20 protein-coding genes are annotated in these 24,037 nt (G+C 72.9%); 9 read left to right on the top strand and 11 right to left on the bottom strand.

Annotation, left to right across the window (positions count from 1 at the left end; translation table 11 throughout):
• The first annotated feature begins 26 nt into the window (after nt 1–26).
• The 4 genes from RWE79_RS17725 to RWE79_RS17710 all read left to right on the top strand — a co-directional run bounded on the left by RWE79_RS17725 (nt 27) and on the right by RWE79_RS17710 (nt 5,859).
• Complete coding sequence (locus tag RWE79_RS17725; RefSeq protein WP_475945894.1) at nt 27–2,465, top strand: glycosyl hydrolase family 95 catalytic domain-containing protein; 2,439 nt, start codon at nt 27–29, stop codon at nt 2,463–2,465.
• Nucleotides 2,462–3,709, top strand: a complete 1,248-nt coding sequence (locus tag RWE79_RS17720; protein WP_475941054.1) for an SGNH/GDSL hydrolase family protein — start codon at nt 2,462–2,464, stop codon at nt 3,707–3,709. The genes RWE79_RS17725 and RWE79_RS17720 overlap by 4 nt, the downstream gene beginning before the upstream one ends.
• Nucleotides 3,710–3,949: 240 nt before the next feature.
• Nucleotides 3,950–5,179 (top strand): sensor histidine kinase, encoded by a 1,230-nt coding sequence (locus RWE79_RS17715; protein WP_475941053.1) that lies wholly within the window; start codon nt 3,950–3,952, stop codon nt 5,177–5,179.
• Complete coding sequence (locus RWE79_RS17710) at nt 5,176–5,859, top strand: response regulator (protein WP_475941052.1); 684 nt, start codon at nt 5,176–5,178, stop codon at nt 5,857–5,859. The genes RWE79_RS17715 and RWE79_RS17710 overlap by 4 nt, the downstream gene beginning before the upstream one ends.
• 84 nt (nt 5,860–5,943) lie before the next feature.
• Here the strand turns inward: RWE79_RS17710 and RWE79_RS17705 are convergent, their stop codons facing one another.
• The 8 genes from RWE79_RS17705 to RWE79_RS17670 all read right to left on the bottom strand — a co-directional run bounded on the left by RWE79_RS17705 (nt 5,944) and on the right by RWE79_RS17670 (nt 13,185).
• Nucleotides 5,944–6,282: a DUF4333 domain-containing protein gene (locus tag RWE79_RS17705; protein ID WP_475941051.1), complete on the bottom strand. Its 339-nt coding sequence runs from the start codon at nt 6,280–6,282 to the stop codon at nt 5,944–5,946.
• A gap of 159 nt (nt 6,283–6,441) precedes the next feature.
• The gene (locus tag RWE79_RS17700; protein ID WP_475941050.1) at nt 6,442–7,329 is read right to left on the bottom strand and encodes a hypothetical protein; all 888 of its coding nucleotides are present in this window, start codon (nt 7,327–7,329) and stop codon (nt 6,442–6,444) included.
• A 300-nt stretch (nt 7,330–7,629) separates the two neighbouring features.
• Nucleotides 7,630–9,309: a hypothetical protein gene (locus RWE79_RS17695; RefSeq protein WP_475941049.1), complete on the bottom strand. Its 1,680-nt coding sequence runs from the start codon at nt 9,307–9,309 to the stop codon at nt 7,630–7,632.
• The gene (locus RWE79_RS17690; protein WP_475941048.1) at nt 9,306–10,031 is read right to left on the bottom strand and encodes an ABC transporter ATP-binding protein; all 726 of its coding nucleotides are present in this window, start codon (nt 10,029–10,031) and stop codon (nt 9,306–9,308) included. The genes RWE79_RS17695 and RWE79_RS17690 overlap by 4 nt, the downstream gene beginning before the upstream one ends.
• 102 nt (nt 10,032–10,133) lie before the next feature.
• Complete coding sequence (locus RWE79_RS17685; RefSeq protein ID WP_475941047.1) at nt 10,134–11,165, bottom strand: ABC transporter; 1,032 nt, start codon at nt 11,163–11,165, stop codon at nt 10,134–10,136.
• The gene (locus tag RWE79_RS17680; RefSeq protein ID WP_475941046.1) at nt 11,162–12,106 is read right to left on the bottom strand and encodes an ABC transporter ATP-binding protein; all 945 of its coding nucleotides are present in this window, start codon (nt 12,104–12,106) and stop codon (nt 11,162–11,164) included. The genes RWE79_RS17685 and RWE79_RS17680 overlap by 4 nt, the downstream gene beginning before the upstream one ends.
• A complete protein-coding gene (locus RWE79_RS17675; protein ID WP_475941045.1) occupies nt 12,103–12,516 on the bottom strand; it encodes a GntR family transcriptional regulator in 414 nt (137 codons plus the stop codon). Before RWE79_RS17675 ends, RWE79_RS17680 begins: the two co-directional genes overlap by 4 nt.
• Before the next feature lie 168 nt (nt 12,517–12,684).
• Complete coding sequence (locus RWE79_RS17670) at nt 12,685–13,185, bottom strand: MarR family winged helix-turn-helix transcriptional regulator (RefSeq protein WP_475941044.1); 501 nt, start codon at nt 13,183–13,185, stop codon at nt 12,685–12,687.
• 79 nt (nt 13,186–13,264) lie between these two features.
• Here RWE79_RS17670 and RWE79_RS17665 point away from each other — a divergent pair, with 79 nt between their 5' ends.
• The gene (locus RWE79_RS17665; RefSeq protein ID WP_475941043.1) at nt 13,265–14,230 is read left to right on the top strand and encodes a quinone oxidoreductase family protein; all 966 of its coding nucleotides are present in this window, start codon (nt 13,265–13,267) and stop codon (nt 14,228–14,230) included.
• A gap of 20 nt (nt 14,231–14,250) precedes the next feature.
• Here the strand turns inward: RWE79_RS17665 and RWE79_RS17660 are convergent, their stop codons facing one another.
• Together RWE79_RS17660 and RWE79_RS17655 are read right to left on the bottom strand one after the other, a co-directional pair.
• Entirely contained in the window at nt 14,251–14,955 is a 705-nt protein-coding gene (locus RWE79_RS17660; protein ID WP_475941042.1) for a response regulator, read from the bottom strand.
• Nucleotides 14,955–16,256 (bottom strand): sensor histidine kinase, encoded by a 1,302-nt coding sequence (locus tag RWE79_RS17655; protein ID WP_475941041.1) that lies wholly within the window; start codon nt 16,254–16,256, stop codon nt 14,955–14,957. The genes RWE79_RS17660 and RWE79_RS17655 overlap by 1 nt, the downstream gene beginning before the upstream one ends.
• Nucleotides 16,257–16,461: 205 nt before the next feature.
• Between RWE79_RS17655 and RWE79_RS17650 the strand changes: the two genes are divergently transcribed.
• The 4 genes from RWE79_RS17650 to RWE79_RS17635 all read left to right on the top strand — a co-directional run bounded on the left by RWE79_RS17650 (nt 16,462) and on the right by RWE79_RS17635 (nt 22,234).
• The gene (locus tag RWE79_RS17650) at nt 16,462–17,193 is read left to right on the top strand and encodes an ABC transporter ATP-binding protein (protein WP_475941040.1); all 732 of its coding nucleotides are present in this window, start codon (nt 16,462–16,464) and stop codon (nt 17,191–17,193) included.
• Entirely contained in the window at nt 17,190–19,586 is a 2,397-nt protein-coding gene (locus RWE79_RS17645) for an ABC transporter permease (protein ID WP_475941039.1), read from the top strand. Before RWE79_RS17650 ends, RWE79_RS17645 begins: the two co-directional genes overlap by 4 nt.
• A 488-nt stretch (nt 19,587–20,074) precedes the next feature.
• Nucleotides 20,075–20,647 (top strand): pyridoxal-phosphate dependent enzyme, encoded by a 573-nt coding sequence (locus RWE79_RS17640; protein WP_475941038.1) that lies wholly within the window; start codon nt 20,075–20,077, stop codon nt 20,645–20,647.
• Nucleotides 20,648–20,875: 228 nt separating this feature from the next.
• Nucleotides 20,876–22,234 carry a chloride channel protein gene (locus RWE79_RS17635; RefSeq protein ID WP_475945892.1) on the top strand — a complete coding sequence of 453 codons (1,359 nt, stop codon included), beginning with the start codon at nt 20,876–20,878 and terminating at the stop codon, nt 22,232–22,234.
• Here RWE79_RS17635 and RWE79_RS17630 read toward each other — a convergent pair.
• Complete coding sequence (locus RWE79_RS17630; RefSeq protein ID WP_475941037.1) at nt 22,131–24,002, bottom strand: glycoside hydrolase family 15 protein; 1,872 nt, start codon at nt 24,000–24,002, stop codon at nt 22,131–22,133. The genes RWE79_RS17635 and RWE79_RS17630 overlap by 104 nt on opposite strands.
• Between the last annotated feature and the right edge of the window lie 35 nt (nt 24,003–24,037).

The following is a 24,037-nucleotide window of genomic DNA, read 5'->3' as shown; positions in this document are numbered from 1 at the left end:
CGGATTGGGAGTGCACAACCGTGGACATCCAGCACACCGAGCACACCGAGCACACCGAGCACACCGAACCACCCGGCGACAGACCCAGCCGAAGGGGCTTCCTCGCTCTCGCCTCCGCTGTCGGCGCGGCCACCGCGCTCGGCGGGCTGCCCGCCTTCACCGCCTCGGCGGCCCCCGCGCGCCCCACCGGGTCGCCCATGCTGTCCGCGGCCGAGGCCGCGAGGAACCAGTTGTGGTGGCAGGCTCCCGGCTCCTCCCGCTCGATGATCGAGCAGGGACTGCCGGTCGGCAACGGGCGCCTCGGGGCACTCGCGGGCAACGATCCCTCCAACGAGCTTCTGATGATCACCGACGCCACCCTGTGGACCGGCGGTCGCAACGACAAGCCGCAGAGCGACGGCCAGTTCCCCTACGGCCGCGACGACTTCGGCTCCCTGACCCTGCTGGCCGAGCTCACCGTCGCCATCCCCGACCACGACCTGGGCAACGTCAACGACTACCGCCGCACCCTCGACCTGGCCCAGGGGCTGGTCAGCACCTCGTACGACATCTCCGGCGTGACCTACCGGCGGCAGGTCTTCGCCAGCCGCCCCGACGACGTCATCGTCCTGTACTTCTCCCAGCAGGGCGGCGGCTCCTACACCGGCACCGTCTCCCTCGCCGGCACTCACGGCGAGTCCACCACCGCCAACAGCGCCGGCCGGTACGCGTCGTTCGGTGCCTCGTTCGCGAACGGTCTGAAGTACGGCGCCGCCGTCACCGCCCGCAGCGGCACCGGCAGGGTCCGTGTCGACGGTACGTCGATATCGTTCAGCGGCTGCGAGGACCTCACCGTCGTGGTCAGCGGCGGCACCGACTACGCGCCGGACGCCGCCGCCGGGTTCCGCGATCCGTCCCTGGACCCGCAGCGCCTCGCCAGGACCAAGGTCCTCGACGCGGCCGGGCAATCGCAGCGCACACTGCTGCACACGCATGTCGCCGACTTCCGTGCCGTGTTCGGACAGCTGGACATCGACCTCGGCACGTCGTCCGCCGCGCAGCGCGAACTGGACACCTGGGAGCGGGTGCGGGCGCGCCACCGGGACGATGTCCCCGACCCGGAACTCGAAGCCGCCTACCTGCAGTTCGGCCGCTATCTGATGATCTCCGGATCGCGGGGCAGCCTGCCGATGGGCCTCCAGGGCCCGTGGCTGGACGGCAACGACCCGGACTGGATGGCCGACTACCACACCGACATCAACATCCAGATGAACTACTGGATGGCCGACCGGGCAGGTCTGTCCGACTGCTTCGACGCCTATACGGACTACTGCCTCGCGCAGCTGCCCGCTTGGACCGACATCACCCGGCGGCTGTTCAACGACCCGGCCAACAGGTACCGCAACTCCAGCGGCAGGATCGCCGGCTGGACCGTGGCCGTCTCCACCAACCCCTATGGCGGAGGCGGCTGGTGGTGGCACCCGGCCGGCAACGCCTGGCTCTGCCAGAGCCTGTTCGGGCACTACGAGTACACCCAGGACCGCGCCTACCTCAAGAAGATCTACCCCCTGCTCAAGGGGGCCGTGGAGTTCTGGGAGGCCCGCCTCGTCACCACGACCGTCACCGACGCGTCCGGGGCCGAGCGCGAGGTCCTGGTCGCGGACAGCGACTGGTCGCCGGAGCAGGGCCCGCTCGACGCCAAGGGCATCACGTACGCCCAGGAACTGGTGTGGAACCTCTTCGGCGACTACCGCACCGCGACCGAGGTGCTCGGCAGGGACACCGCCTACCGCAAGACCGTCGACGGCCTGCGTGAACGGCTGTACCTGCCCGTGGTCAGCCCCACGACCGGCTGGCTGGAGGAGTGGATGTCCCCCGACAACCTCGGCGAGACCACGCACCGCCACCTCTCCCCGCTCATCGGGCTCTTCCCGGGCGACCGGATCCGTCCGGACGACTCCACGCCCAAGGACATCGTCGACGGTGCGACCGCCCTCCTCACCGCGCGCGGCATGAACAGCTTCGGCTGGGCCAACGCATGGCGCAGCCTGTGCTGGGCGAGGCTGAAGAACGCGGAGAAGGCGTACCGGCTCGTCGTCAACAACCTGAAGCCGTCGGAGGGCGGCAGCAACGGCACCGCGTTCAACCTCTTCGACATCTACCAGGTGGAGCAGGGCCGGGGCATCTTCCAGATCGACGCGAACCTCGGTACCCCCGCGGCGATGATCGAGATGCTGGTCTACTCGCGGCCGGGACGGGTCGAGCTGCTGCCCGCGCTGCCCGCCGCCTGGGCGGCGTCCGGCTCGGTGTCCGGCGTGGGCGTCCGGGGCGGCTTCGTCGCCGACGTCGGCTGGAAGAACGGCAAGGTCACCCGGGCGACGCTGAAGAGCGTCGGCGGCCGTGACACGACCGTCGTCGCGGGCGGCGCCTCGCGGAAGATCAGCCTCAAGCCCGGCGAGTCCGTCACGCTGAGGAACTTCGGATGAGCGCCGCCTCGTACCGGCGCCGCGCGGTGGGCGTCGTCCCGATGCTGCTCATGGCGATCTGCGGGCCCATGACGGTCTCGTCGGCGGCCCAGACACAGGCCCCGGCGGGCGGCACCGTGGCGACCCCGGTCGCCGCGAAGGCAAAGCACTCCGTGGTCACCTGGGGCGCGAGCGCCGACCGGCAGGGCGCCGGCCCCGCCGATCGCAGCTACCGGCTGATCGTGCGCACCAGCGTGGGCGGCACGAACATGCGTATCCGGCTGTCCAACGCCTTCGGCGACCACCCGGTGACCTTCGCGAGCGCGTACGCCGGGCTGCGCGAGCAGGGTGCGGAGCTGGTCCGGGGCTCCAACCGGCGGCTGACGTTCGGAGGTGCCGCGTCCGTCACCGTCCCGGCCGGCGAGACCGTGCTCAGCGACCGACTGCCCGGGAAGCTGGCCGCCCAGAGCGATCTGGTCATCAGCCTGTACGTGACGGGCGCCCAGGGACCGACGACCGGTCACAGCATGGCCATGCAGACCAACTACGCGACCGCGGGCGACCACGCCGCCGAGGAGGGGGCGGCCAACTGGACCGATCCGATGGGGTCCTGGTACTGGCTGGACGCCGTCGATGTGGAGACGTCCACGGCGATCGGCTCGCTGGTGGCCCTCGGCGACTCCATCACCGACGGCTGGCAGTCGAGCACCGACCTGGACCGCCGCTGGCCCGACTACCTCTCCCGCCGGCTCCAGCGGGCGGACACCCCCGTCAAGGGTGTCGCGAACGAGGGAATCTCCGGGAACAAGGTGCTCGCGGACGGCGCCGGGCAGAGCGCGCTGAACCGTCTTGGCCGCGATGTGCTCTCCCATCCCGGTGTGCGCACGGTGTTCCTCTTCGAGGGCGTCAACGACATCAAGGCGCACTCGGGTGTCACGGCCCAGGACCTGATCGACGGCTACCGGGAGATCATCGAGCAGGCACACGCGGCGGGCAAGTGCGTCGTCGGCTCGACCATCGCCCCCTTCAAGGGCTGGTACGAATGGGACGCGGCAGCGGAGTCCGTACGCCTTGAGGTCAACCGGTTCGTCCGGGACAGCGGCGAGCTGGACGCGGTGACCGACTTCGACGGGATCCTGCGGAACCCCTACGACCACGAAAGGATCTCTCCGCTCTTCGACAACGGAGATCACCTGCACCCCAACGACAAGGGGATGCAGGCGATGGCCGACGCGGTCGGCATCGAGAGCCTGACCTCCTGCTGAGAACGGGCCCGGCGGCCGCGCGGACGCGCGGACGCCGGGCCCGTTGCCGAGGCCTCCACCGTCCAGCAGTAGGTGGCCGCTGTCCGGGCGCCCTGTCCGCCGGGCAGTGCGGCAGCGTCGACTTGCCCGACCCCGAGGGGCCCCTCACGGCCACGGACTCGCCCGCCCGCACGGAGATGTCCACCGCGTCGTTCTTTCGGCCGAGGCCGTGCGACAAGGGCCGCCCCTACGCTGCCAGTTGTGCGAGACCGAGATGATCAGACTCCCCTTTCCCGGCTGTCCCGCCGCACCGCCCTCACCGCGCTGGCGGTGGTCATGGCGCTGCTGTGGGTGCTCGATGTGGCCGGCATCCAGTCCACCTCCGGACTCGAAGGCAACGGCGTGTGGTGGAGGGCGGCCCCGGGTCTCGTGGCCGCCGTCGTGTTGCTGCTGCCGGGCAGACCTCCCGCACTGACCTGGGGCGCGGGCGCCGCGGTGCTCGTATCCTGGGCGATCACGCTGGCCCTTCTCACGTCCGTGGCACCGACGTTCGCCGGCTGGGGCCTGCTGGAGACGCTGTGTCTGCTGCTCCTGCTGGTACGTACGGCGAAGGACGTGTCCGAGCCCTGGCAGGCCGCCATGCTCGGCACCGCACTGGGCGTCGCCGTGATCGCGGCACCGATGCGGCTGAACGAGGACGGCAACGTCGTCTTCTCCTTCCTCCTGACCTTCCCCACGGGCGGCGCCGTCGCCCTCGGCTGCTATCTGCGCAGCCTCGACGACCGCAGAAGGCGCGCCGTCGCCGACACCCGCCAGAGCGAACGCCTCGAACTCGCCCGCGAGCTGCACGACTTCGTCGCCCACCACGTCACGGGCATCGTGGTCCAGGCCCAGGCCGCCCGGGCGATCCGTGAAAGCGCGCCCGAGCAGGTGGACCCGCTGCTGCGCCGCATCGAGCAGGCCGGGTCCGAGACCCTCCAGTCGATGCGCAAGCTGGTCCGCGTGCTGCGCGAGGACGACGCACGGACGGTGCGGCCGGGGGAGCTCTTCGCCGAACTGGGCGAACTGGTCGCCGCGTTCTCCGAACGCGACGCCCCCGCCACCCTCCTGGTCGGGGCCGGGGCCCGGCAGGCGCGGCCCGACCCCGAGGTGGAGACCTCCGTGCGGAACATCGTGCGCGAGGGGCTGACGAACGTACGCCGCCACGCGTCGGGTTCACCGTCCGTCTCCGTGCGGGTCGGCCTGTCGGACGAGGGCCCGGACGCGGATGCCCGGCGGCTTCGGGTGGAGGTGCACAACGCGCCACCGCCGGGGCAGCCGGCGCAGAACGCCGAACCTCTCGGCGGACGTGGCGGCCTCGGCCTCGTCGGGCTGACCGAACGCACCGAAGCCGTCGGCGGCACTCTGCACGCGAGCCGGGCCGAGGACGGCGGTTGGAGGCTGACGGCGGAGTTCCCGCTGCGCGGCGCTGTGACAGGATCACCCGCATGACCGACGCCGGCGGATCAGCGAGACGTATCCGGGTCCTGATCGCCGACGACCAGGAAATGGTGCGCACGGGCTTCCGGTTGATTCTCCATACCCAGCCCGGCATCGAGGTCGTGGGCGAGGCCGCCGACGGCGCGGAGTGCGTGGAACTGGCCAGGAAGCTGCGCCCCGACGTGTGCCTGGTCGACATCCGGATGCCGAAACTCGACGGGCTGGAGGTGACCCGGCTGCTCGCGGGCCCGAAGGCCGTCGACCCGCTGCGCGTGGTGGTCGTGACCACCTTCGACCAGGACGACTACGTCTACGGGGCGCTGCACGGCGGCGCCTGCGGGTTCCTGCTGAAGGACGCCGGCCCCGCGCTGCTGGTGGAGGCCGTACGCGCGGCGGCGCGCGGCGACGCGCTGGTCTCACCCGCCGTGACCGTACGGCTGCTGGAGCGGATCGGCGAACAGCGGCCCGCCGCCCGGGCCGAGGCGTCCGACAGTCCGCTGACGGCACGGGAACTCGATGTGGTCCGGCTGGTCGCCGACGGGCGGACCAACCAGGAGATCTGCGGCGAGCTTTTTGTCTCGCTCTCCACCGTCAAGACCCATATGGCGTCCGTACAGGCCAAGTTGAAGCTCCGGAACCGCGTGGAGATCGCCGCCTGGGCGTGGCGCTGCGGTGTGGTCGGCGACCGCTGATCCGGTCGCCGACCACACCGCCCGGCGGATGGCCGGCTGCTGCTCGCCCTTCCCCGCCACTTCCCGGTCTCTTGCCGCCCCGGCCTACTTCGTAAGGCCGTAGTCGAAGCTCACCCTGTCGCCCGTCACTCCGGTCACGGAGATCAGCATCGTCCTGCTCTCACCCTTGAAGACAGCGGTGCACTCCACGGTGTCGTCCATCTTCGGGCGCAACCCCCGCGGGCAGCTCACGGACTGCGGCCCGTCCTGGACGAAGGGGATGGCGTAGTTCTCCCTGGCCAGCTTCTCGACCTCGGTGCGCGACACCATGCGATCCGCTCCGCCCGCGGTGGCGACCGACGAGTTGTCCATCGCGTTCCACGCCACCACGACGCCTCCCGCCAGTACTGCGGCCACGGCCAGGGCAATGACGATGCGCTTCATGCGGTGCTCCTCGGGTCGCGTTGCGGCCGGTCCCTGCCGGCCGTCGTACTCAGAGCCTCCTCCCGTGCCCGCCCCGCCGCCTCGGCACAACGGCCGGTTGCGAGCCCCGTCCTCGGCCGAAAGGACGAGGGCTGGTCGCCGCCGGTTCGGGGCGGTCGGCTACTTCGGGCTGAAGGTGATCACCGGGGTGTAGTCGCTTCCGGCGTTGAATTCCACCCGTTGGGTGCCGCTCGGTGCTCCGATGCCGCTCAGCGGCAGCGTCCAGGTCCGCGTGGAGCCGCTGACCGTCATCGTGGGACCGGCCGCGGCCGCGGTCCAGCTCCAGCCGGTCGACCTGCTCCGGTAGAGGGAGCCGTTCTCGATCATGTAATCGGCGCCCAGGGCCGAGGGCGACGGATAGGGGAGCTGGTAACCGGTCGTGGTGTCGCCGTCGGTGTTGATGAAGACGTGATAGTAGCTCTGCGGGGTCTTGAAGGTCGCCCGGAAGGTGACGGTTCCGGAGGGCCTGCAGGCCGAGTAGCCGGTGATGGCGCCGGAGCCCGCGGTGGCGGTGCAGGAGGTGCCGTCATCGCTGCCGCCCGACCCGGCGTGGGCACGCTGGGTACCGTCGGCGTCGGCGTCGGCGCCGATGCCGACGGCCGGGGTGGCGGACGGCTGGGCCGGTGCGGCTGTGCGGGTACCGCCGTCCGTGGCGGATCCCGTGGTCGGTGACTGCGGCGACGCGCTCGTGCTGTCCGCCGACGGTGAGGTGGACGGCGGGGGCGGGCCGAGTCGGCTCGGTGTGCTCTCGTACGGGCCGTCACCACGGGTGGTGTGCGGTTCGGTGCCCGGCAACGACGCCGACGGCCGGGTGTCACCGGCGCCGGCCACGAGGAAGGCGCCGCCGATCAGCACGGCCCCGGCCACGGCGGCGCCGGCCAGCAGCGCTGCCCGGGGTAACCGCCGTTCCGCCGGGGGGTGAAGGGCGGCTTCGGCCGTGTCGTCGGCCGCCCGGTCCGGCGGGGCGACGGCGAGCTCCGCCACGAACGTGGCCGCCGCCGCGGACATCGGCGGCGCCGTGGCCTCGGGCTCCGGCGCGGGCCCGGAGCCGTCCTGGGACCTGGAACCCGGCCCGGCGACGCCGGCGGACGCCGCGGCGATCGCCGACGGTCCCTTTGACCGGCGTGGCAGCGGAGCCTGCACTGTTTGGCGCCCTTTCAGGAGAGCGCTGCCGAACATATCCGGCGGCGCCGAGTCGCCGATCGTACCGGGGTCCGAAACGGTTCAGAGGTCGAACGTGTGCACCGGTTCGTGTCGAGCCGGGACGAGGCGGTCACAGCCTCCGTCCTGTCTTCACCCGGTGGTCGCTCAGCCGGTGAGCTGCCGGGCGCGGGCGTACGCCCAGCCCAGCAGCCCGCCGGTGACCACCGCGCTGGTGAAGGCCATCGCTGTCGTCGCCGCCGCGTTCGCGGCGTGCAGCGCCAGTAGGTACGGGACGGTGAGCAGTACGATCGCGGCGAGTGGCCCGGCCGCGTACCAGACCAGGAACAGCACGGGGCCTGCGCTGCCGGTGGGGGACTGGGCCGCCGGGGACATCAGCAGATGGTGTTTGGTCGCCCCCCTGCAGGCGTTGACCAGGCCCGCCGCGACCAGGACGGGTACGGCCAGCGGTGCGAGTGCGGCCCGCGCGCCGCCGCCGAGCGGAAGGACCACCGCGGCGGCGGCGCACGAGATCAGCAGGGCGACCGCCCCCGGTGCTATCGCATGACGCATCATCAGGTTCGCGAAGGGGTACGGCGCCCACGAGCCGCGGCGGGTGTCGTCGGTCTCCAGGCGCGCGGATTCCAGGAGTTGGGCGACCGCCAGGTATCCGAGGCCCAGCGCCGCGAGGGTGGCGGCGACCGCGGTTCCCCCGTGCGCGTTGGCCGCCAGCGCCGCCCCCAGGACGGAGAGCGCGGCGAGCAGCACGCACTTGACCGTACGGACGGGGGTCCGCAGCAGTGCCAGGCAGTCACGCCACGGCACCGCCAGGCCGGCCCGGCGCGGCGCCCGGAGGCGGAACCGGGCGGGGCGGCCGCTGCCCGTCGCCCCGGCCGCGACCTGGCGCGCGGTACGCAGCTCGACCGTCAGCAGCGCGTTCATGACCCCGGACGAGGTACGCGACCGCTGCCGTACCGCGTCGAGCGGGAGGCCGCGGCGCACGGCGCGGTGGGCGAGCGTCAGGGAGCCGAAGGTCAGCGCCAGCAGCAGACCGGCGGCGACAGGACCGCCGGGCACCGCGGCGGGTGTGGGGGACAGCGCCGCGATCCCCGCCCAGCCCCACGGGCCCGACCACAGCTCGGCCCGCTCCAGCCAGGGCACGGTGTGGCCGTCGGCGGCCAGTGCGGTCTGTCCGGCGAGCGCGAGGACCACCACGGACAGGTACGGGGTCAGCGAGCGCGCCCACCCGGCCACCCGGGTGCTGTTCTCGACGGCGACGCCGAGCGCCGTCGCGAGCAGCGGCAGGCAGGCCGCGCCCGTGAGGCACCAGGCGAATCCCGCCACCAGGCCGACCCGGGCGGTGAGTCCCAGCGTGGCCATGCCGATCGCGGCGGTCAGCACCCCCAGGCCCAGCGCGGCCGAGCAGGACAGCCAGAACCACGGCCGCAGAATCCGTCCGACACGTACCGGTTGGGCGAGCAGCCAGTCGATGCTTTCGCGCGGCGGCACCACGGGACCGCGCCACAGGCTGTCACGGGCGCCGACCAGCAGGCACCCCGTCGCGAGCGCGCAGATCCCGGCGGGCATCGCCGACAGGATCGCCGGGCCGTGACCGGTGTAGTCGGCGCCCATCGACGTCTCCAGGAACATGCCCATGGTGGGCAGGACTCCCCATACGACGGCGATGATCAGCACGCAGTAGACGACATAGCCGATCTGGCCGGCACGTCTGCGCCGGTGCGGTGCGCGCAGGTCGCGCAGCAGCCGCAGCGCCTCGTCGGTCCAGTCGTCCTCCTCCACGGACCAGTCGGCCGCCCGTTCCCCGGCGGGCTGACCGGCGGTGCTCACCTGGCCTCGCCGTCGGAGCCGGTGAGCCAGGACACGTGTGCGGAGTCCGTGTCGGTCAGCACCTCGGCGGGCGTGCCGTCCGCGATGAGCCGGCCGTCGCGCAGCACCAGCGCCCGGTCCGCGACCGCGCGGGCGAGTTCCGCGTGGTGGGTGACGAGCAGCACGCCCACCCCCTGCTCGGTCTCCGAGCCGATCAGCTCGGCCAGCCGCTGCCGGGCTCCGGGGTCAAGACGCTGTTCGGGCTCGTCGAGCAGCAGCAGGTCCCGCGGACGTACGAGGGCGGAGGCGAGCAGCAGCGACTGCAGCTGCCCCGACGACAGTGCGGAGGGCAGCGCCCCGGCATGCTCGCCGAGCAGCCGCTCGGCGAGTACGTGATCGATCCACTCCTCGGCGTCGGCCACCCCGTGCGCGACCGCCACCAGCTGGAGGTGCTCCCGGACGGTCAGGTCCGGGTAGCAGGCGGCGGTGTCCCCGACGACGGCCACCCGGGCACGGACCCGGGGATCGTTCTCGTTCATCGGCAGGCCGTCGAAGACGACGGTGCCGGTGGTCGGAGTGTCCCGGGCGGCGGCGATCCGCAGCAGCGTGGACTTGCCGGATCCGTTGTGGCCGAGCAGCGCGACGCATTCGCCCGCGTCGAGCGAGAGGTCGACGCGGTGCAGTACCTCCCGCCGGTCGTAGGTACGGCTGACGCCGTTCAGTTGCAGCAGGGGTACGCCCACGGACCGGACTCCTAGAAGGCCACGGAAGATGTCGGACTCCGGCCATTGTCCACTCCGGCCCCGGGACGGGTCCGCCCGGTGCGGTGCGGTGGGCGGTCCGGGTCACACGAGGCGCTTACGGCCCCACAGGATGACGAACGCCGCGATGGCGGCGGTCAGGGCGAGCAGCACCGAGGCGCCGAACCACTGCATGGAGGACATCTGGGAGATGGGGATGTAGTCGACCGCCCAGCCGACGACGTGTGCCTTGTCCAGGCAGGCGTTCGTGGCCTTGTCCGTCGCCTCGGCGCAGCTGCCCCAGCCGATGAGGTCGCCGGAGGAGGTGAGGTAGGACTGGTCCACGGCGTAGGCGCCGTCGGGCAGGGCCGGGAAGGCTTCGGACCCGACACCGTGGTGGGTGGTGATGGTCAGGACGTGCCCGAGCGACATCCGGAAGTGCGACCAGACCAGCTGCACGGCGACGGCGAAGCCGAAGGTGACGACCATGGACATCAGGGTGCGGCGCAGCAGCATGCCGATCGCCACGCCACCGACGACGGTGAGCAGGGAGAGCGCCGCGGGCACGGGCCCGGTGCTGTCGAAGGCGGGGCCCTCGTTCCAGCTGAGGATGTACGACGAGGTCCTGATCGGCGACCACCACCAGGCGAACGCGACGGAGACCGCCGTGGTGCACACCACGACCATGAGCGCGGTCACGCCGAGCTTGGTGGTGAGCCATCGGACGCGGCTGGCGGACTGGGCGTTGACCAGTTTGGCGGTGCCGGTCTCCAGGTCGCCGGCGAGCAGCGGCGCTCCCAGGAAGACACCGAGCAGGATGGGCGCGAACCCGAGCGCCAGGGCGGCCGTGTCGAGCGGCCGCTGGTTGAACCTCTCCTCCCAGCCGGACTTCAGGTGAGGCCAGCCGTATCCGTCGAGGTACGTCAGCATCTGGTGGCGTTCGTAGACGATCACCGCGACGCTCACCGCGGTGGCGGCCAGGAGGGTCCAGTAGGCGGCGCGGTGCTGGCGCCAGACGAGCCAGTTCATGCCGCTGAGCCGCAGGCCGCGGCCGCGGCCGCGTTCGGCGGAGGCGGGGCCGGAATCGGAGGCGGAGCCGGCGGGGGCGGGGCTGCCGGTGCTGGTCATGGTGCTCATGCCGCCACCGCCTGGGGGCCGACCTGGGAGGTGGGACTGATCAGGGACGGCGCCTGGGGGGAGCGCAGATAGGCGAGCAAGAGTTCCTCCAGGTTCGGGGAGTCCGCCTGCCAGGGACCGCTGACCGGTCCGTCGGGGCGGATCAGTGCCGTGAACTGCCTTCCGCTGGTGCGGGTTTCGATCACGGTGTGGCGCGCGAGGTCCGGGGGCGCCTGCCCGTCGGAGCAGACTCCGGTGAGCAGGGTGTGGGCGGTGAGGAGTTCGTCGACCTCACCGGCCATGCGCAGCCCGCCGTCGGCGATGACCAGCAGGTAGTCGCAGGTGTTCTCCAGCTCGGCGAGCATGTGGGTGGACATCAGCACGGTGGTGCCGTGCTCGGCGGCCTCGGCCAGCAGGGTGCCCATCAGCTCGTGGCGCACCAGCGGGTCGAGGTCGGACATCGGCTCGTCGAGGAGCAGCAGGTCGGGACGCTTGCCGAAGGCGACGGCGAAGGCCACCCGGGTGCGCTGGCCGCCGGAGAGGGTGCCGATCTTCGCCTCGAAGGGCACATTGCCCGCGCGGACGATGTTCTCGGCGGCCTTCTGGTCCCAGCCGGGGTTCAGTTCGCGGCCCAGGCGCAGGGTCTCGGCGACGGTGAAGCGCCGGAACAGCGGCTTCTCCTGGGCGAGGAACGCGGTGCGCCGGCTGGCCTGCGCGGACTGCGGGGCCGCGCCGAACACCCGCAGGGTGCCGGTGGTCGGCTCCAGCAGGTTGGCGGCGATGGCCATCAGCGTGGTCTTGCCGGCGCCGTTGGGGCCCACCAGGCCGCAGATCCGCCCGGCCGGCAGCCGGAAGGAGCAGTCCCGCAGTGCCCAGCCCCGGCGGTACTTCCTGCCGACCCCGTGGGCTTCTATCGCGGACTCGTCCGCCGGGTCGCCGTGGCCCGTCCTGTTGCTCGTCATCGCTGTCCCTCGTTCCCGGCGGCCGCCTTGGTCCCGGCGTACCGCTCCTCCATCACCGACGTGACCAGCGCGGTCACGTCCTCCTGCTCCAGACCTGCTTCGCGGGCCCGGTCCATCCATGTCTCCAGCTCGCCGCGCAGCGGTGAATCCGCCGCCGTCTGCGGACGGGCCAGCGACTGGCGCACGAAGGTGCCCAGCCCCGGTCGCGGTTCGACCAGGCCCTCCCGCTCCAGCTCGCGGTACGCCTTGAGCGTCGTGTTCGGGTTGACCGCGCAGGTCTCGGCGACCTCCTTGGCCGTCGGCAGCTGGTCCCCGGGCATGAGTACGCCCAGCCGCAGCGCCTGCTTGGTCTGCTGAACGATCTGCTGATAGGCGGCGACGCCGCCCCGCCGGTCAATGCGGAACTCCAACCTCCATCACCACCCTTTAGCTAGTCGACTAGTGGATTGATGATGGAGTACGGATCGCGAACCTGTCAAAGCCCTGTGGTCAGCGCATGCCGGAGGCCCTCCCGTCGTGATCGGCGGAAGGGCCTCCGAGGTGCGTCGGGTCCGAGTCCCGTGCCGGACGCGGTCCGGTCAGTCGCGGGTGGTGGTGCGCAGGTCGATGCCGTGGGGGTGGGCGTCGGTGGCCACTATCCGGGCCGCCAGCCGGGTCAGCAGCTGCCGGTCGGACTCGGGCAGCGGCGCGACGGCCAGCTCGATCCGCTCGCCGAACCGGGTGGCGACCTCTTGGGCGAGCTGCCGGCCGCTGTCGGTGATGGACACCTGGAACACGCGGCGGTCGGTCGCGCTGACGGTGCGCGTGACCAGACCGCGGCGCTGCGCGCGGTCGACCAGGCCGCTGACCGAGGACTTGTCCAGGCCGAGATGCCGGCCGAGTTCGTTCATCGTCGGCTCCCGGTCCCGGAGCACTCCGAGCAGTCGCGTCTGGATGATCGACAGGTCGTGCCGCCCCGCGATCCCGGCCAGGGCGTTGTGCACCAGGAACGACAGCTGGGCGAGGGCGTCCACCATGTCGTGGTCCCCGCCGGCGGGTGACGGTGTCTGCGGGGGTGGCGTGCCGTTGGTCGACGTCATATCCCGATTCTACTTGCGAAGGTACGTGGCACCAACTAAATTAATACGTGGCACGAACCAATTTGTGAGGAGCCTTCACATGGACATCCACGCCGCCGTGGTCAGCTCGTTCGACGCCCCGCCCCGCTACGGACCCTTCGACCTGCCGGCCCCCTCCGGCCCCGATCAGGCGCTCGTCGACGTCCTCGCGACGGGCCTGCATCCACGGGTGCGTACGGGTGCGTCGGGCAGCCACTACACCAGCACCGGCAAGCTGCCGATGGTCCCCGGCGTCGACGGGGTCGGCCGGCGCGAGGACGGGCGGCTGGTGTACTTCGTCGCCGATGACGACCTCGTCGGCCCGATGGCCACCCGGACCGTCATCGACACCCGCCGCAGCGTCGTGCTGCCCGACGGCGCGGACGTGGTGAAGATCGCCGCGGCGATGAACCCGGCCATGTCGGCGTGGGTGGCGCTGCGCCGCCGCGTCCCGATCGAGTCCGGGCAGTCGGTGCTGATCCTCGGCGCGACCGGCAACGCCGGCCGGATGGCCGTCCAGGTCGCCAAGCGGCTGGGCGCCGGCCGGGTCGTCGGCGCCGGCCGTGACCTGACCCGCCTCGCGACCCTGCCGGGGCTCGGCGCCGACGCGACCGTCGCGCTCACCGACGACGCCGACGCCACCGCCGCGTCGCTGGCCGAGGCCGCCGCCGAGGTCGACCTGGTCGTCGACTACCTGTGGGGCAGGCCCGCCGGTGACGCGATCATGGCGCTGCTGCGGGCCCGCGCCGACCGCGGCCGAGCCCTGAACTGGATCCAGATCGGCTCCATGGCCGGTCCGACCGTCGAACTGCCGTCGGTGGCGCTGCGCTCGGCCAACTTCCGTCTGCAGGGCAACGGCCAGGGCGCGGTGTCCACCGGGGCGTACCTTGCCGAACTGCCGTCACTCATCGACGAGATCGAGGGCGGCGGCATCGCGGTCACCACCCGTGCGGTACCCCTCGCCGACACCGGAACCGCGTGGACCACGCCCGAAATCCCGGGCGTGCGCACCGTCCTGGTGCCCTGACCGTCCGTGGGCGCGGGGTCTCAGGGGCTGGTGGGTGGGGTGCCCGCGCCGGGGGTGATCAGGCCGGTCTCGTAGGCGACGACGACGGCCTGTGCGCGGTCGCGCAGGTGGAGTTTGGCCAGGATGCGGGCCACATGCGTCTTCACGGTCGCCTCGCTCAGCCCGAAGCCCGCGGCGAGTTCGGCGTTGCTCAGGCCTTTGGCGAGGGACTGGAGGACTTCGAGTTCGCGGGGGGTGAGGGCGGACAGGTCGCGGTGCAGGGTGGTGGCCCGGTCGTCGCGGGAGGCGAAGCGTTCGATGAGGCGGCGGGTGATGGCCGGTGCGAGCAGGGCGTCGCCGGAGCGGGCGAGGCGCACGGCGGCCACGAGGTGTTCGGGGGTGACGTCCTTGAGGAGGAAGCCGCTGGCGCCGGCGGTGAGGGCGGCGTAGACGTAACGGTCGAGGTCGAAGGTGGTCAGGATGATGACGCGGGGCGGGTCGGGCACGGTGCCGGAGAGAATGCGCCGGGTGGCTTCGAGGCCGTCGGTGCCGGGCATCCGGATGTCCATGAGCACCAGGTCGGGGCGGGTGCGGCGGACCGCGTCAATGGCCTGGTCGCCGTCGGCGGCCTCGCCGACCACCTCGATTCCGTCGGCGGCGAGGATCATGCCGAAGCCGGTACGGACCAGTGCCTGGTCGTCGGCGATCACCACGCGCGGCGGCTCGGCCGTACGGCTCCCGCTCATCACTGCTCCTCGACCGGTATGACGGCTCGGACACGATAGCCGCCGGTGGGGCGCCTGCCGGCCTGGAGGCTGCCCCCGTAGACGGCGAGGCGTTCGCGCAGGCCGATCAGGCCGCGGCCGTCGCCGGAACCGGCCGGGGCCGCCGGGGTGCCGCCGGTGTCGGCCACCTCGACGTGTACCGCGCCGGGGGTGTAGCCGACGGTGACCTGCACCAGGGCGCCCGCCGCGTGCTTGACGGTGTTGGTCAGCGCCTCCTGCACCACGCGGTACGCGGCCAGGTCGGCGCCGGCCGGAAGCGGTGCCGGGGTGCCGGTGACGGTCAGTTCGACGGGGACGCCGGTGTCGCGTATCCGGTCGGTGAGGGCCGCCAGTTGGCCCAGGCCCGGCTGCGGGGCCAGGTCGGCGGTGCCGGCCGGGTCGGGGCCGTCACCGGTCATGGTGAGCAGGCCCATGACATGGCGCAGTTCGGCCATCGCGGTGCGCCCGCCCGCCTCGACGGCCAGCAGCGCCTCGCGGGCCCGGTCGGGCGCGGCGTCCATCACCTTGCGGGCCGCGCCCGCCTGGATCACCATCACGCTGACGTTGTGGGTGACGACATCGTGCAACTCGCGTGCGATCCGGGCGCGTTCACTGTCGACCGCGAGCCGGGTCTCGGCCTTGTGCTGCGCTTCGAGGGTACGTACGCGCAGTTTCCAGGTGTGGATCGTGTTGGCCGCCAGCCCGCCCCCGAGCAGCGCGAGGAAGGGGACGAAACCGGACGTGATGTAGGGGACGTTCGTGTCATGGGCGTCGGCGACCAGGGCGGCGCCCACCACCAGACTCGCTATCGCGCGCACCCGGTACGGGCTGTACACGGCGGCGCTGTACGCGGCGATCACGCAGGAGACGAACGTGTACAGCGAGGTGTTGCTGCCGGGAGCCGTGCGCTGATGGAACAGCAGCGTCGCGCCGATCACCATCCAGAACGCCGTCAGGGGACACCGCCGGCGTACGACCAGGGGAAGCGCGGTCAGCACGGCCAGCATCACCTGCCAGGGCTGGACGGCCGCCAACTGCGGTGCGAGGTCGCCCGGCAGGGGCGGCTCCGGCGGCGCCGGCACCCCGCCCGCCGGGAAGGGCACCATCTCGACGCCGGCGTCACCCTGCCGCAGGGCGGCGGTCGCCGTGCAGACGCCCAGGACGAAGGCGAGGATGGCGTCGGCCGCCCAGGCCCACGGGGACGGGCGTGGCGGCGGGCTCGTCTCGCGCAGCAGCGCCACCACGCTGCCCCGCCACCGCTGAACGATCTCGGCCCCGCCCATGCGCCCAGTGTCGCAAGCCTTCGGGCCCGGCCACATCCCTCCCGGTGCGGACGGGCGCTACACCGTCCGCGTACATCGCGGGGATGACATGCCCGACGGGTCGTCCCGGCGCGGTAGCCGACTTGGCCACCACGGGTGACGCCCCGGGCACCGGCCCGGGCCTAGCGTCGGGCCGCATCGTCGACCACCCGCCTGTGGAGGCCCCGTGACAGCGACAACGGCAACGGCAACGGCAGCACCCCTCATCGACATCCGCGAGGTGAGCAGGACGTACGGGGAGGGGCCACCCGCTCTCGACGGCGTGACGCTGAGCGTGCGCGCCGGGGAGGCGCTGGCCGTGCTCGGGCCGTCGGGCAGCGGCAAGTCGACGCTGCTCAACCTGATCGCCGGACTGGACCGGCCGAGCACGGGCAGTGTCACCGTCGACGGGCTGCGGGTGGACGAGCTGGGGGAGGCCGCGTCGGCGAAGTACCGGCGGGCCAGGATCGGCATGGTCTTCCAGTTCTTCAACCTCCTGGACGACCTGACCGTCACCGACAACGTGCTGCTGCCGGCCCAGCTGGCCGGAATGCCCCGGGCCGCGGCCCGTACCCGCGCCGCCGGCCTGCTGGAGTCCCTCGGCATCGGCCGGCACGCCCGCGCCCACCCCGGCAGGCTGTCCGGCGGGGAGCGCCAGCGGGTCGCGGTCGCCCGGGCGCTGATGAACCGCCCGGCGCTGCTGCTGGCCGACGAGCCGACGGGCGCGCTGGACACCGCCTCCGGCGAGGACGTCCGGCGGCTGCTGGCCGAACTCAACGCGGACGGCCAGACGATCGTGCTGGTCACCCATGATCTGGGCCTGGCCGAGTCCAGCGCGACGCGCACCGTCGAGCTGGTCGACGGCCGGATCGTCCGGGACGTCCAGCACGTCCGGCACCCGGCGGCGGTGACCCGATGAGCGCCCTGGGCCGGGTGGTACGCGCCGGAGTCGGGCGGCGGCGCGTGCAGACCGCAGTCATGATCCTGACCACGCTCATGGCCGTCACCGCGTCGGTCCTGGCCGCCGGGCTGCTCGTGGCGTCACAGGCGCCCTTCGACCACGCCTTCGCCAAGCAGAACGGCGCCCATCTGACCGGGCAGTTCGACGGGGCGAAGGTCACCGCCCGGGAACTCGCGGCCACCGCGCACGCGTCCGGCGTGACCGCAGCGGCCGGACCCTTCCGGACCCTGTCACTGCGCCCGCGTACGGCCACGGACTCCGACGCGCTCCCGGCCGGCACCGAGCTGCCGCCGCTGACCGTGGCCGGCCGGGCGGATGCCGGAGGGCAGGTCGACGCTCTCAGCCTTGTCGCGGGCACCTGGGCCACCCGGCCCGGCCAGATCGTGCTGGCCTACGACGGGCTCCCCCTGCAGCCGGGCGCGCGGCTGGACTTCCCCGACCTGCCGGGCAGTCCGACGCTGACCGTGGTCGGGCTGGCCCGGTCGGTCACCGGCACCGCCGAGGCCTGGGTGACCCCCGCGCAGGCCGAGGCACTGACCGCGAAGGGCAGCACACCCGCGTACGAGATGCTCTACCGCTTCCGCCACGCGGATACGAACGCCCGGGTGGCGGCCGGCCGTGCCGCGATCACGGCGGCCGTGCCCAGGGGCTCGATGACCGGATCGCGGTCCTTCCTCACCGTCAGACTCCGGGCGACCTCCAACACGATGGTGTTCGTGCCCTTCGTGGCCGCGTTCGGTGTCCTCGGGCTGCTCATGTCGATGCTGGTCATCGGCATCGTGGTCAGCGGCGCGGTCGGCGCCGCGACCCGGCGGATCGGCATCCTCAAGTCCCTCGGCTTCACCCCGGCCCAGGTCGTCCGTGCCTACGTCGGGCAGGCGCTGATCCCGGCGGCGATCGGCTGCGCCCTGGGGGTGGTCCTGGGCAATCTGCTGGCCGTTCCGGTGCTCAGCGACGTCGATACCGCCTACGGGGCCGCGTCCTCGTCGATTCCCTGGTGGATCGACGCCGTGGTGCCCGCCGCCGCTCTCGCGCTGGTCGCCGGCACCGCCCTGGCGCCCGCGTCGCACGCCGGCCGGCTGCGTACCGTCGAGGCGATCACCGTGGGGCGTACGGCCGACTCCGACGCCGGGCGCGGGCGCGGGCGCCGGGTGGGGCGGCTGACCGCACGGCTGCCGTTGCCGCGCGCGGTCGGACTCGGGCTGGCGTACCCGCTCGCCCGCCCGGGGCGTTCGTCGGCGATGGCCGCCGCGGTCGCCTTCGGCGCCGTCACCGTCACCTTCGGGGTGGGGCTGGCGCTGACGCTCGGGGCCGTCCAGTCGGGCCGCATGCTCGACTCGGCCGGCTCGGTCGTGGTGGAGACCGGCGGCGGGCAGGGACCGCCCGGCGCCGAGGTCGTCCACGCCGCCGGTGAGGCGGACACGCCGACGGCCGACCCGGCCGAGGTCACCGCCGCCCTCCGCGCGCAGCGGGGGACCGGCCGCTTCTACGGCACCACCCACACCCAGGTGAACGCGTCCGGCATCACCGGCCCGACAACTGTCGTGGCCTACCAGGGTGATGCGTCCTGGGGCGCGCCCCGGATGGTGTCGGGCAGCTGGCTCACCGGCCCCGGCCAGGCGGTGGTGACCACCCGGTTCCTGCGGGCCGCCGGCATCCACGTCGGGGACACCGTGACCCTGACCGAGCACGGCCGGCGGGCCTCCGTACGGATCGTCGGCGAGGCGTTCTTCACCGAGGGCGAGGGCATGGAACTGCTGACCCGGACCTCGACCCTCGCCGGCCTGGGACTCGACGCGAAACCGTCCCGGTTCAACGTCGAGACCGACCCCGGCACGGACCTCGCGGGCTATCTCGCCTCGCTCAACGCCCGGCTGGACCCGGCCGGGGCCGTGGCCCGCGCCAACACCGGCGGCACCTCCAGCGTGATCGCGGCCATGGACGCGCTGATCGGGACGCTCACCCTGATGCTCGTCGCGGTCGCGGGCCTGGGTGTCCTCAACACCGTCGTCCTCGACACCCGCGACCGGATCCACGACCTCGGCGTCTTCAAGGCCCTGGGGATGACACCCCGCCAGACCGTCACCATGGTCATCACCTCGGTCGCCGGAATCGGCCTGTTCGCCGGACTGGTCGCCGTCCCGGCCGGGGTGGCCCTGCACGCCTACGTCATGCCGTTCATGGGCGACGCCGTCGGCATGACCCTGCCCGCCTCCTTCGTCGCCGTCTACCACGCCCCGCAACTCGCCCTGCTCACCCTCGGCGGGCTGCTCATCGCGGTGGCCGGCGCCCTCCTCCCGGCCGGCTGGGCCGCCGGAACCGGCACCGCCACCGCGCTGCGCACCGAGTGAGCGCGCCTGTCCCCGGGCGCCCTGTCGCTCGCCGCGCCGGGTCAGAGGGTCCAGGCCGGCGAGCCCGGGGGCGGCGGCGGGAGGGGCTGCCAGGGGGAGAGGTCGGCCTCGGGGGCCCAGTAGGGGGCTCGGCGGCCGTAGTGACAGCCGTTGCGCCGCCGGAGGGCGGTGCGGCCGAGCGCGTCGTGCTTGTGGCGGATGTTTCCGGCGGTGGTGATCCGGGGGCCTTCGTAACGGCGTTCGCCCCGGGTGCCGGCCGGCCGGAGGGTGTCGGGCCACTGGGCGGGCCACTGGGCGGCCGACTGGTTCCGGCGGCGTGGTAGGCGTAGCTCTCGGTCCGGTCGCGGGCGGTGACGGCGGTGACCCGGCCCTGGCGTCGAGGGTGTGGCGCGGGCCGCGCACCCGGCGGCGGGGACGGACCACGCGCACCGGAAGGTCTGCCGTGATTCCGGCCATGGATCGGCCAACCACGCCCGAAACGGCGTCACTTGCCACCGCCCGGCGGTCCCTGGGAGACCCCCGCATCCGTTACCCACTGTGGCCACCCCTCACCGCCGGGTGCCCGCGTACCTCCACCGACGCGACGGCGTACCCGCTGGAGGTGGAGTACGCCTACGAGCGGGTGCCCGGCCGCCACCGGTGCGCTTGCCGCCGCGTTCCGTACCGGCCGCCCCACCGCGCAGGTCCCTTACGTTCCGACCGATGCCTATGGCATCGCCTGCGCGGTCAGCGGCTACCGGGGCCGGGTCGCCGTGCGGGAGAGCGGCGGCGCCGCTCTGACCGTCACCGACGGGCAGTTGGCGGAGGCCCGGTCGCGGCTGGCCACCCAGGGGATGTGGACGGAACTCTCCGCCGCCGCCGGTCTCGCCGGTCATCTCGCCGCCCGCCCGCGGGCCACCAGGGGGCCGGTGGTGTGCGTGGCCACCTCCAGCGGCTTCAAGGACACCGCCACCGGTACCCGCACCGACGCCGGGGCCGGCGCCGGGGAGCCCGCGTCCGCTGACTGGGCCGCTGTCCGGGCGGCGATCGAGGACGAAACGGCCACCGGACGGACCCGGTGAACCAACCCTGTCCGAGCCCGGGCGGGCGGCTCGGCCACACAGAGGGTTTCCGGGTCTGGGGGCGTGGCTCGTGGGGGCGGTGCGGGAGGGGGTGGGTAGGGTCGCGCTGCCGGGGTGGCGGCCGTGGGCGGGAGGGGTCGGAGGCAGGACGGGAGAGGTGCCATCAGCGAGTCGAAGCGCGGTGCCGGGCCGGGGAACCAGCCGCAGGAGGCGGACCAGTTGCGGGCGATGCTGCGGCAGTCCGCCTACCGCCGGGGGCTGTTGTTCAGCGGGCTGATCGGCATTCCGGTGTCGTTGGTGGCGTTCTGGTTCCTCGTGCTGCTCCATGAGCTGGAGCGGCTGGTGTGGGTGGACTGGCCGCACCATCTGGGCTGGGCCGATCCGCCCTGGTGGTGGCCGCTGCCGCCGGCGCTGCTGTCGGGCGTGCTGGTGACCGCGGTCGTGCTGTGGTTCCCGGGCCGGGGCGGCCATGTCCCGGCGGCGGGCCTGCACTCGGGCGGGGCGACCAGCGCCGCGGTCCCGGGCGTGGTGCTCGCGGCGCTGGCGAGCCTGCCGCTGGGCGCGGTGCTGGGCCCGGAGGCGCCGCTGATCGCGCTGGGCGGCGGGCTGGCGCTGGCCTTCCGCGACCTCGTACGGGCCCCGGTGACGGAGGCCGGTACGGCGGTGCTCGCGGCGGCGGGAGCCGCCTCGGCCATTTCGGCGATCTTCGGGAGTCCGCTGGTGGCGGCGGTGCTGCTGATGGAGGTGGCGGGGGTGGGCGGCCCGCAGCTGTTCGCGGTCATGCTCCCGGCCCTGCTGTCCAGCGGGGTCGGGGCCATCGTCTTCACCGGGTTCGGCCACTGGACGGGGCTGCGGACCGGCAGTCTGGCCGTCGGGCTGCCGGCCCCGCCCCTGATCGACACCGGGGACGTGGTGTGGTCGGTCCTGATGGCGGTGGTGATCGGGGCGGCCGTGCACTGGATCCTGGTCGGCGGCCGGATCGCGGCCCGCTTCGTGGTCGCGCACCCGCTGCGCAACACCGTGCTCTGCGCGCTCGCGGCGGCCTGCTGCGCCACCCTCTACGCGCTCGTCACCGGCCGTTCGCCGGGGGAGGTGGCGCTGTCCGGACAGGCCACCCTGGGCGATCTGGCCGCGCACCCGCACAGCTGGCCGGTCGGCGCACTGGTGGCGGTGCTGGTGTTCAAGGCCGTCGCGTACGGGCTCTGCCTGGGCAGCCTCCGCGGCGGCCCGGTCTTCCCCGCGCTGTTCCTGGGCGGGGCGACGGGGGCGCTGCTCGCGCCGCTGCCGGGCTTCGGCGTGGTGCCGGCCATGGCGGCGGGCATGGCGGCGGCGTCCGCCGCGGCGCTGCGGCTGCCGGTCAGCTGTGTGGTGCTGGTCGTGCTGATGGTGGGCAACTCGGAAACGGTGCCGGTGATCGCGATCGCCGCGGTGGTGGCGTTCGTGGTGACGGAGCTGCTGCCGCAGGGACCGGGGATCCCCCCGTTCAGCGAAGAGGTCCGCGGGTGGCCCCGGTGCCTGCCGCGACCCCGTGGAGGGCCTGGTCGCGGGCCCCGTCGAGGGCCTCGTCCAGTGTCGTCGCGGCCATGATGAGCGACAGATGGGTGAAGGCCTGCGGGAAGTTGCCCAGTTGCTCGCCGCTGGGGCCGATCTCCTCGGCGAAGAGGCCGACATGGTTGGCGTACGTGTGCATCTTCTCGAAGGTGTAGCGGGCCTGGGGGAGCCGGCCGGCCCGGGCGAGGGCGTCGACGTACAGGAAGGTGCACAGGCTGAACGTTCCCTCGGAGCCGCGCAGACCGTCGGGGGAGGCCTGGGGGTCGTAGCGGTAGACCAGGCTGTCGGAGACCAGGACGCGGTCCATGGCGTCCAGGGTGTTGAGCCAGCCCGGACTGCGCGAGGACAGGAACCCGACCCGGGGGGCGAGCAGCAGCGAGGCGTCCAGGACGTCGCCGCCGTAGTGCTGGACCAGCGCCTGTTCCTTCTCGTTCCAGCCGCGTTCCATGACCTGTTCGAGGATGGCGTCGCGGGCCTGCGTCCAGCGGACGGTGTCGGCCGGCCGGCTGAACTCGGCGGCCAGCTTCAGGCCGCGGTCGAAGGCGGCCCAGCACATCACCCGGCTGTACGTGAAGTCCTTGCGGCCGCCGCGGGTCTCCCAGATGCCCTCGTCGGGCCGGTCCCAGGAGTCGGCGAGCCAGTCCAGCATCGCGGCCAGGCCCTTCCACCCGTGGTAGCCCGCCTGCTCGCCGATGGCGCGGCCCTCGGCCAGGGCGTAGAGGGCCTCGCCGTAGATGTCGAGCTGGAGCTGGTCGGACGCGGCGTTGCCGGCCCGTACCGGGTAGGAGCCCCGGTAGCCCTCGAAGTGCTCCAGGATCTCCTCCGTCAGATGGGGGTCGCCGTCCACCCGGTACATGATCTGCAGGGGTTCGCCGCCCGGCCCGTCGTGGGCGGCCAGGCGGTCGCCGAGCCAGTGCGTGAAGCGGGCCGCCTCCTCGACGAAGCCGAGGTCGAGCAGCGCCCGCACCGACAGGGACCCGTCGCGCACCCAGGTGTAGCGGTAGTCCCAGTTGCGTTCGCCGCCCACCTGCTCCGGCAGACCCATGGTGGCGGCGGCCACCGGCGCGCCCGACGGGGCGTAGGTGAGGAGCTTGAGAGTGATGGCCGACCGGTGCACCATGTCGGGCCAGCGGCCCCGGTAGTTCGAGGTGCGCACCCACCGCTGCCAGAAGTCGACGTTCTCCCACAGCTCCTCGGTGATCTGCTGGGTGTCGGGCGGCTCCGGGACCTCCCCGTCCGGCGCGCACACGGTGAACACCACGGCCGCCGACTCGCCGGCGTTGAGCGTGACGGCGCCCCGGACGTCCTGCTCCTCGCGGTCGAGCGGGATCGTGCCCTGGAGGTGGGCGGTCATCCCGGCGGTCCGGAACGTCGCCGTGTGGGTCGTGACGTCGAGTTCGTGGACGGCCCGCCCGTAGTCGAAGCGCGGCCGGCATTCGAGCCGGAAGCGCACGGTGCCGCGCACCGCCCGTACGACGCGCACCACGCGGTGCCGGTCGGTCGCGGTGGGGCCGGGCAGGACCGGCATGTGGTCGATGATCTCGCCGACCCCGTCGGGTGACATGAAGCGGGTCACGACCACCGCGGTGTCCGGGTAGTACAGCTGCCGCCAGCTCCCCTCGGGGTGGTCGGGGGCGAGCAGGAAGTGGCCGCCGCCGTCGTGGTCGAGCAGGGAGGCGAAGATACTGGGGGAGTCGAAGCGGGGCGCCGCGAACCAGTCGATCACACCCTGGGACGACACCAGGGCCGCGGTCTGCAGGTCCCCGATGAGCCCGTGATCGGCGATGGGCGGGTAGCGGTGCATGGTGCTCTCCTTCGCCTGCCTGTCCGTTTCCCTGT

The sequence above is a fragment of the Streptomyces sp. RLA131 genome, assembly GCF_056270125.1.
The sequence above is the reverse complement of the archived record's forward strand: the minus strand, read 5'-3'. Positions and strand labels throughout refer to the sequence as shown.

Excerpts from the sequence above, each read along its gene's own strand:
- RWE79_RS17720 (WP_475941054.1), top strand. The coding sequence starts at position 2,462 with ATGAGCGCCGCCTCGTACCGGCGCCGCGCGGTGGGCGTCGTCCCGATG.
- RWE79_RS17710 (WP_475941052.1), top strand. The coding sequence starts at position 5,176 with ATGACCGACGCCGGCGGATCAGCGAGACGTATCCGGGTCCTGATCGCC.
- RWE79_RS17705 (WP_475941051.1), bottom strand. The coding sequence starts at position 6,282 with ATGAAGCGCATCGTCATTGCCCTGGCCGTGGCCGCAGTACTGGCGGGA.
- RWE79_RS17700 (WP_475941050.1), bottom strand. The coding sequence starts at position 7,329 with ATGTCCGCGGCGGCGGCCACGTTCGTGGCGGAGCTCGCCGTCGCCCCG.
- RWE79_RS17685 (WP_475941047.1), bottom strand. The coding sequence starts at position 11,165 with ATGAGCACCATGACCAGCACCGGCAGCCCCGCCCCCGCCGGCTCCGCC.
- RWE79_RS17680 (WP_475941046.1), bottom strand. The coding sequence starts at position 12,106 with ATGACGAGCAACAGGACGGGCCACGGCGACCCGGCGGACGAGTCCGCG.
- RWE79_RS17670 (WP_475941044.1), bottom strand. The coding sequence starts at position 13,185 with ATGACGTCGACCAACGGCACGCCACCCCCGCAGACACCGTCACCCGCC.
- RWE79_RS17665 (WP_475941043.1), top strand. The coding sequence starts at position 13,265 with ATGGACATCCACGCCGCCGTGGTCAGCTCGTTCGACGCCCCGCCCCGC.
- RWE79_RS17660 (WP_475941042.1), bottom strand. The coding sequence starts at position 14,955 with ATGAGCGGGAGCCGTACGGCCGAGCCGCCGCGCGTGGTGATCGCCGAC.
- RWE79_RS17655 (WP_475941041.1), bottom strand. The coding sequence starts at position 16,256 with ATGGGCGGGGCCGAGATCGTTCAGCGGTGGCGGGGCAGCGTGGTGGCG.
- RWE79_RS17645 (WP_475941039.1), top strand. The coding sequence starts at position 17,190 with ATGAGCGCCCTGGGCCGGGTGGTACGCGCCGGAGTCGGGCGGCGGCGC.
- RWE79_RS17635 (WP_475945892.1), top strand. The coding sequence starts at position 20,876 with ATGCTGCGGCAGTCCGCCTACCGCCGGGGGCTGTTGTTCAGCGGGCTG.
- RWE79_RS17630 (WP_475941037.1), bottom strand. The coding sequence starts at position 24,002 with ATGCACCGCTACCCGCCCATCGCCGATCACGGGCTCATCGGGGACCTG.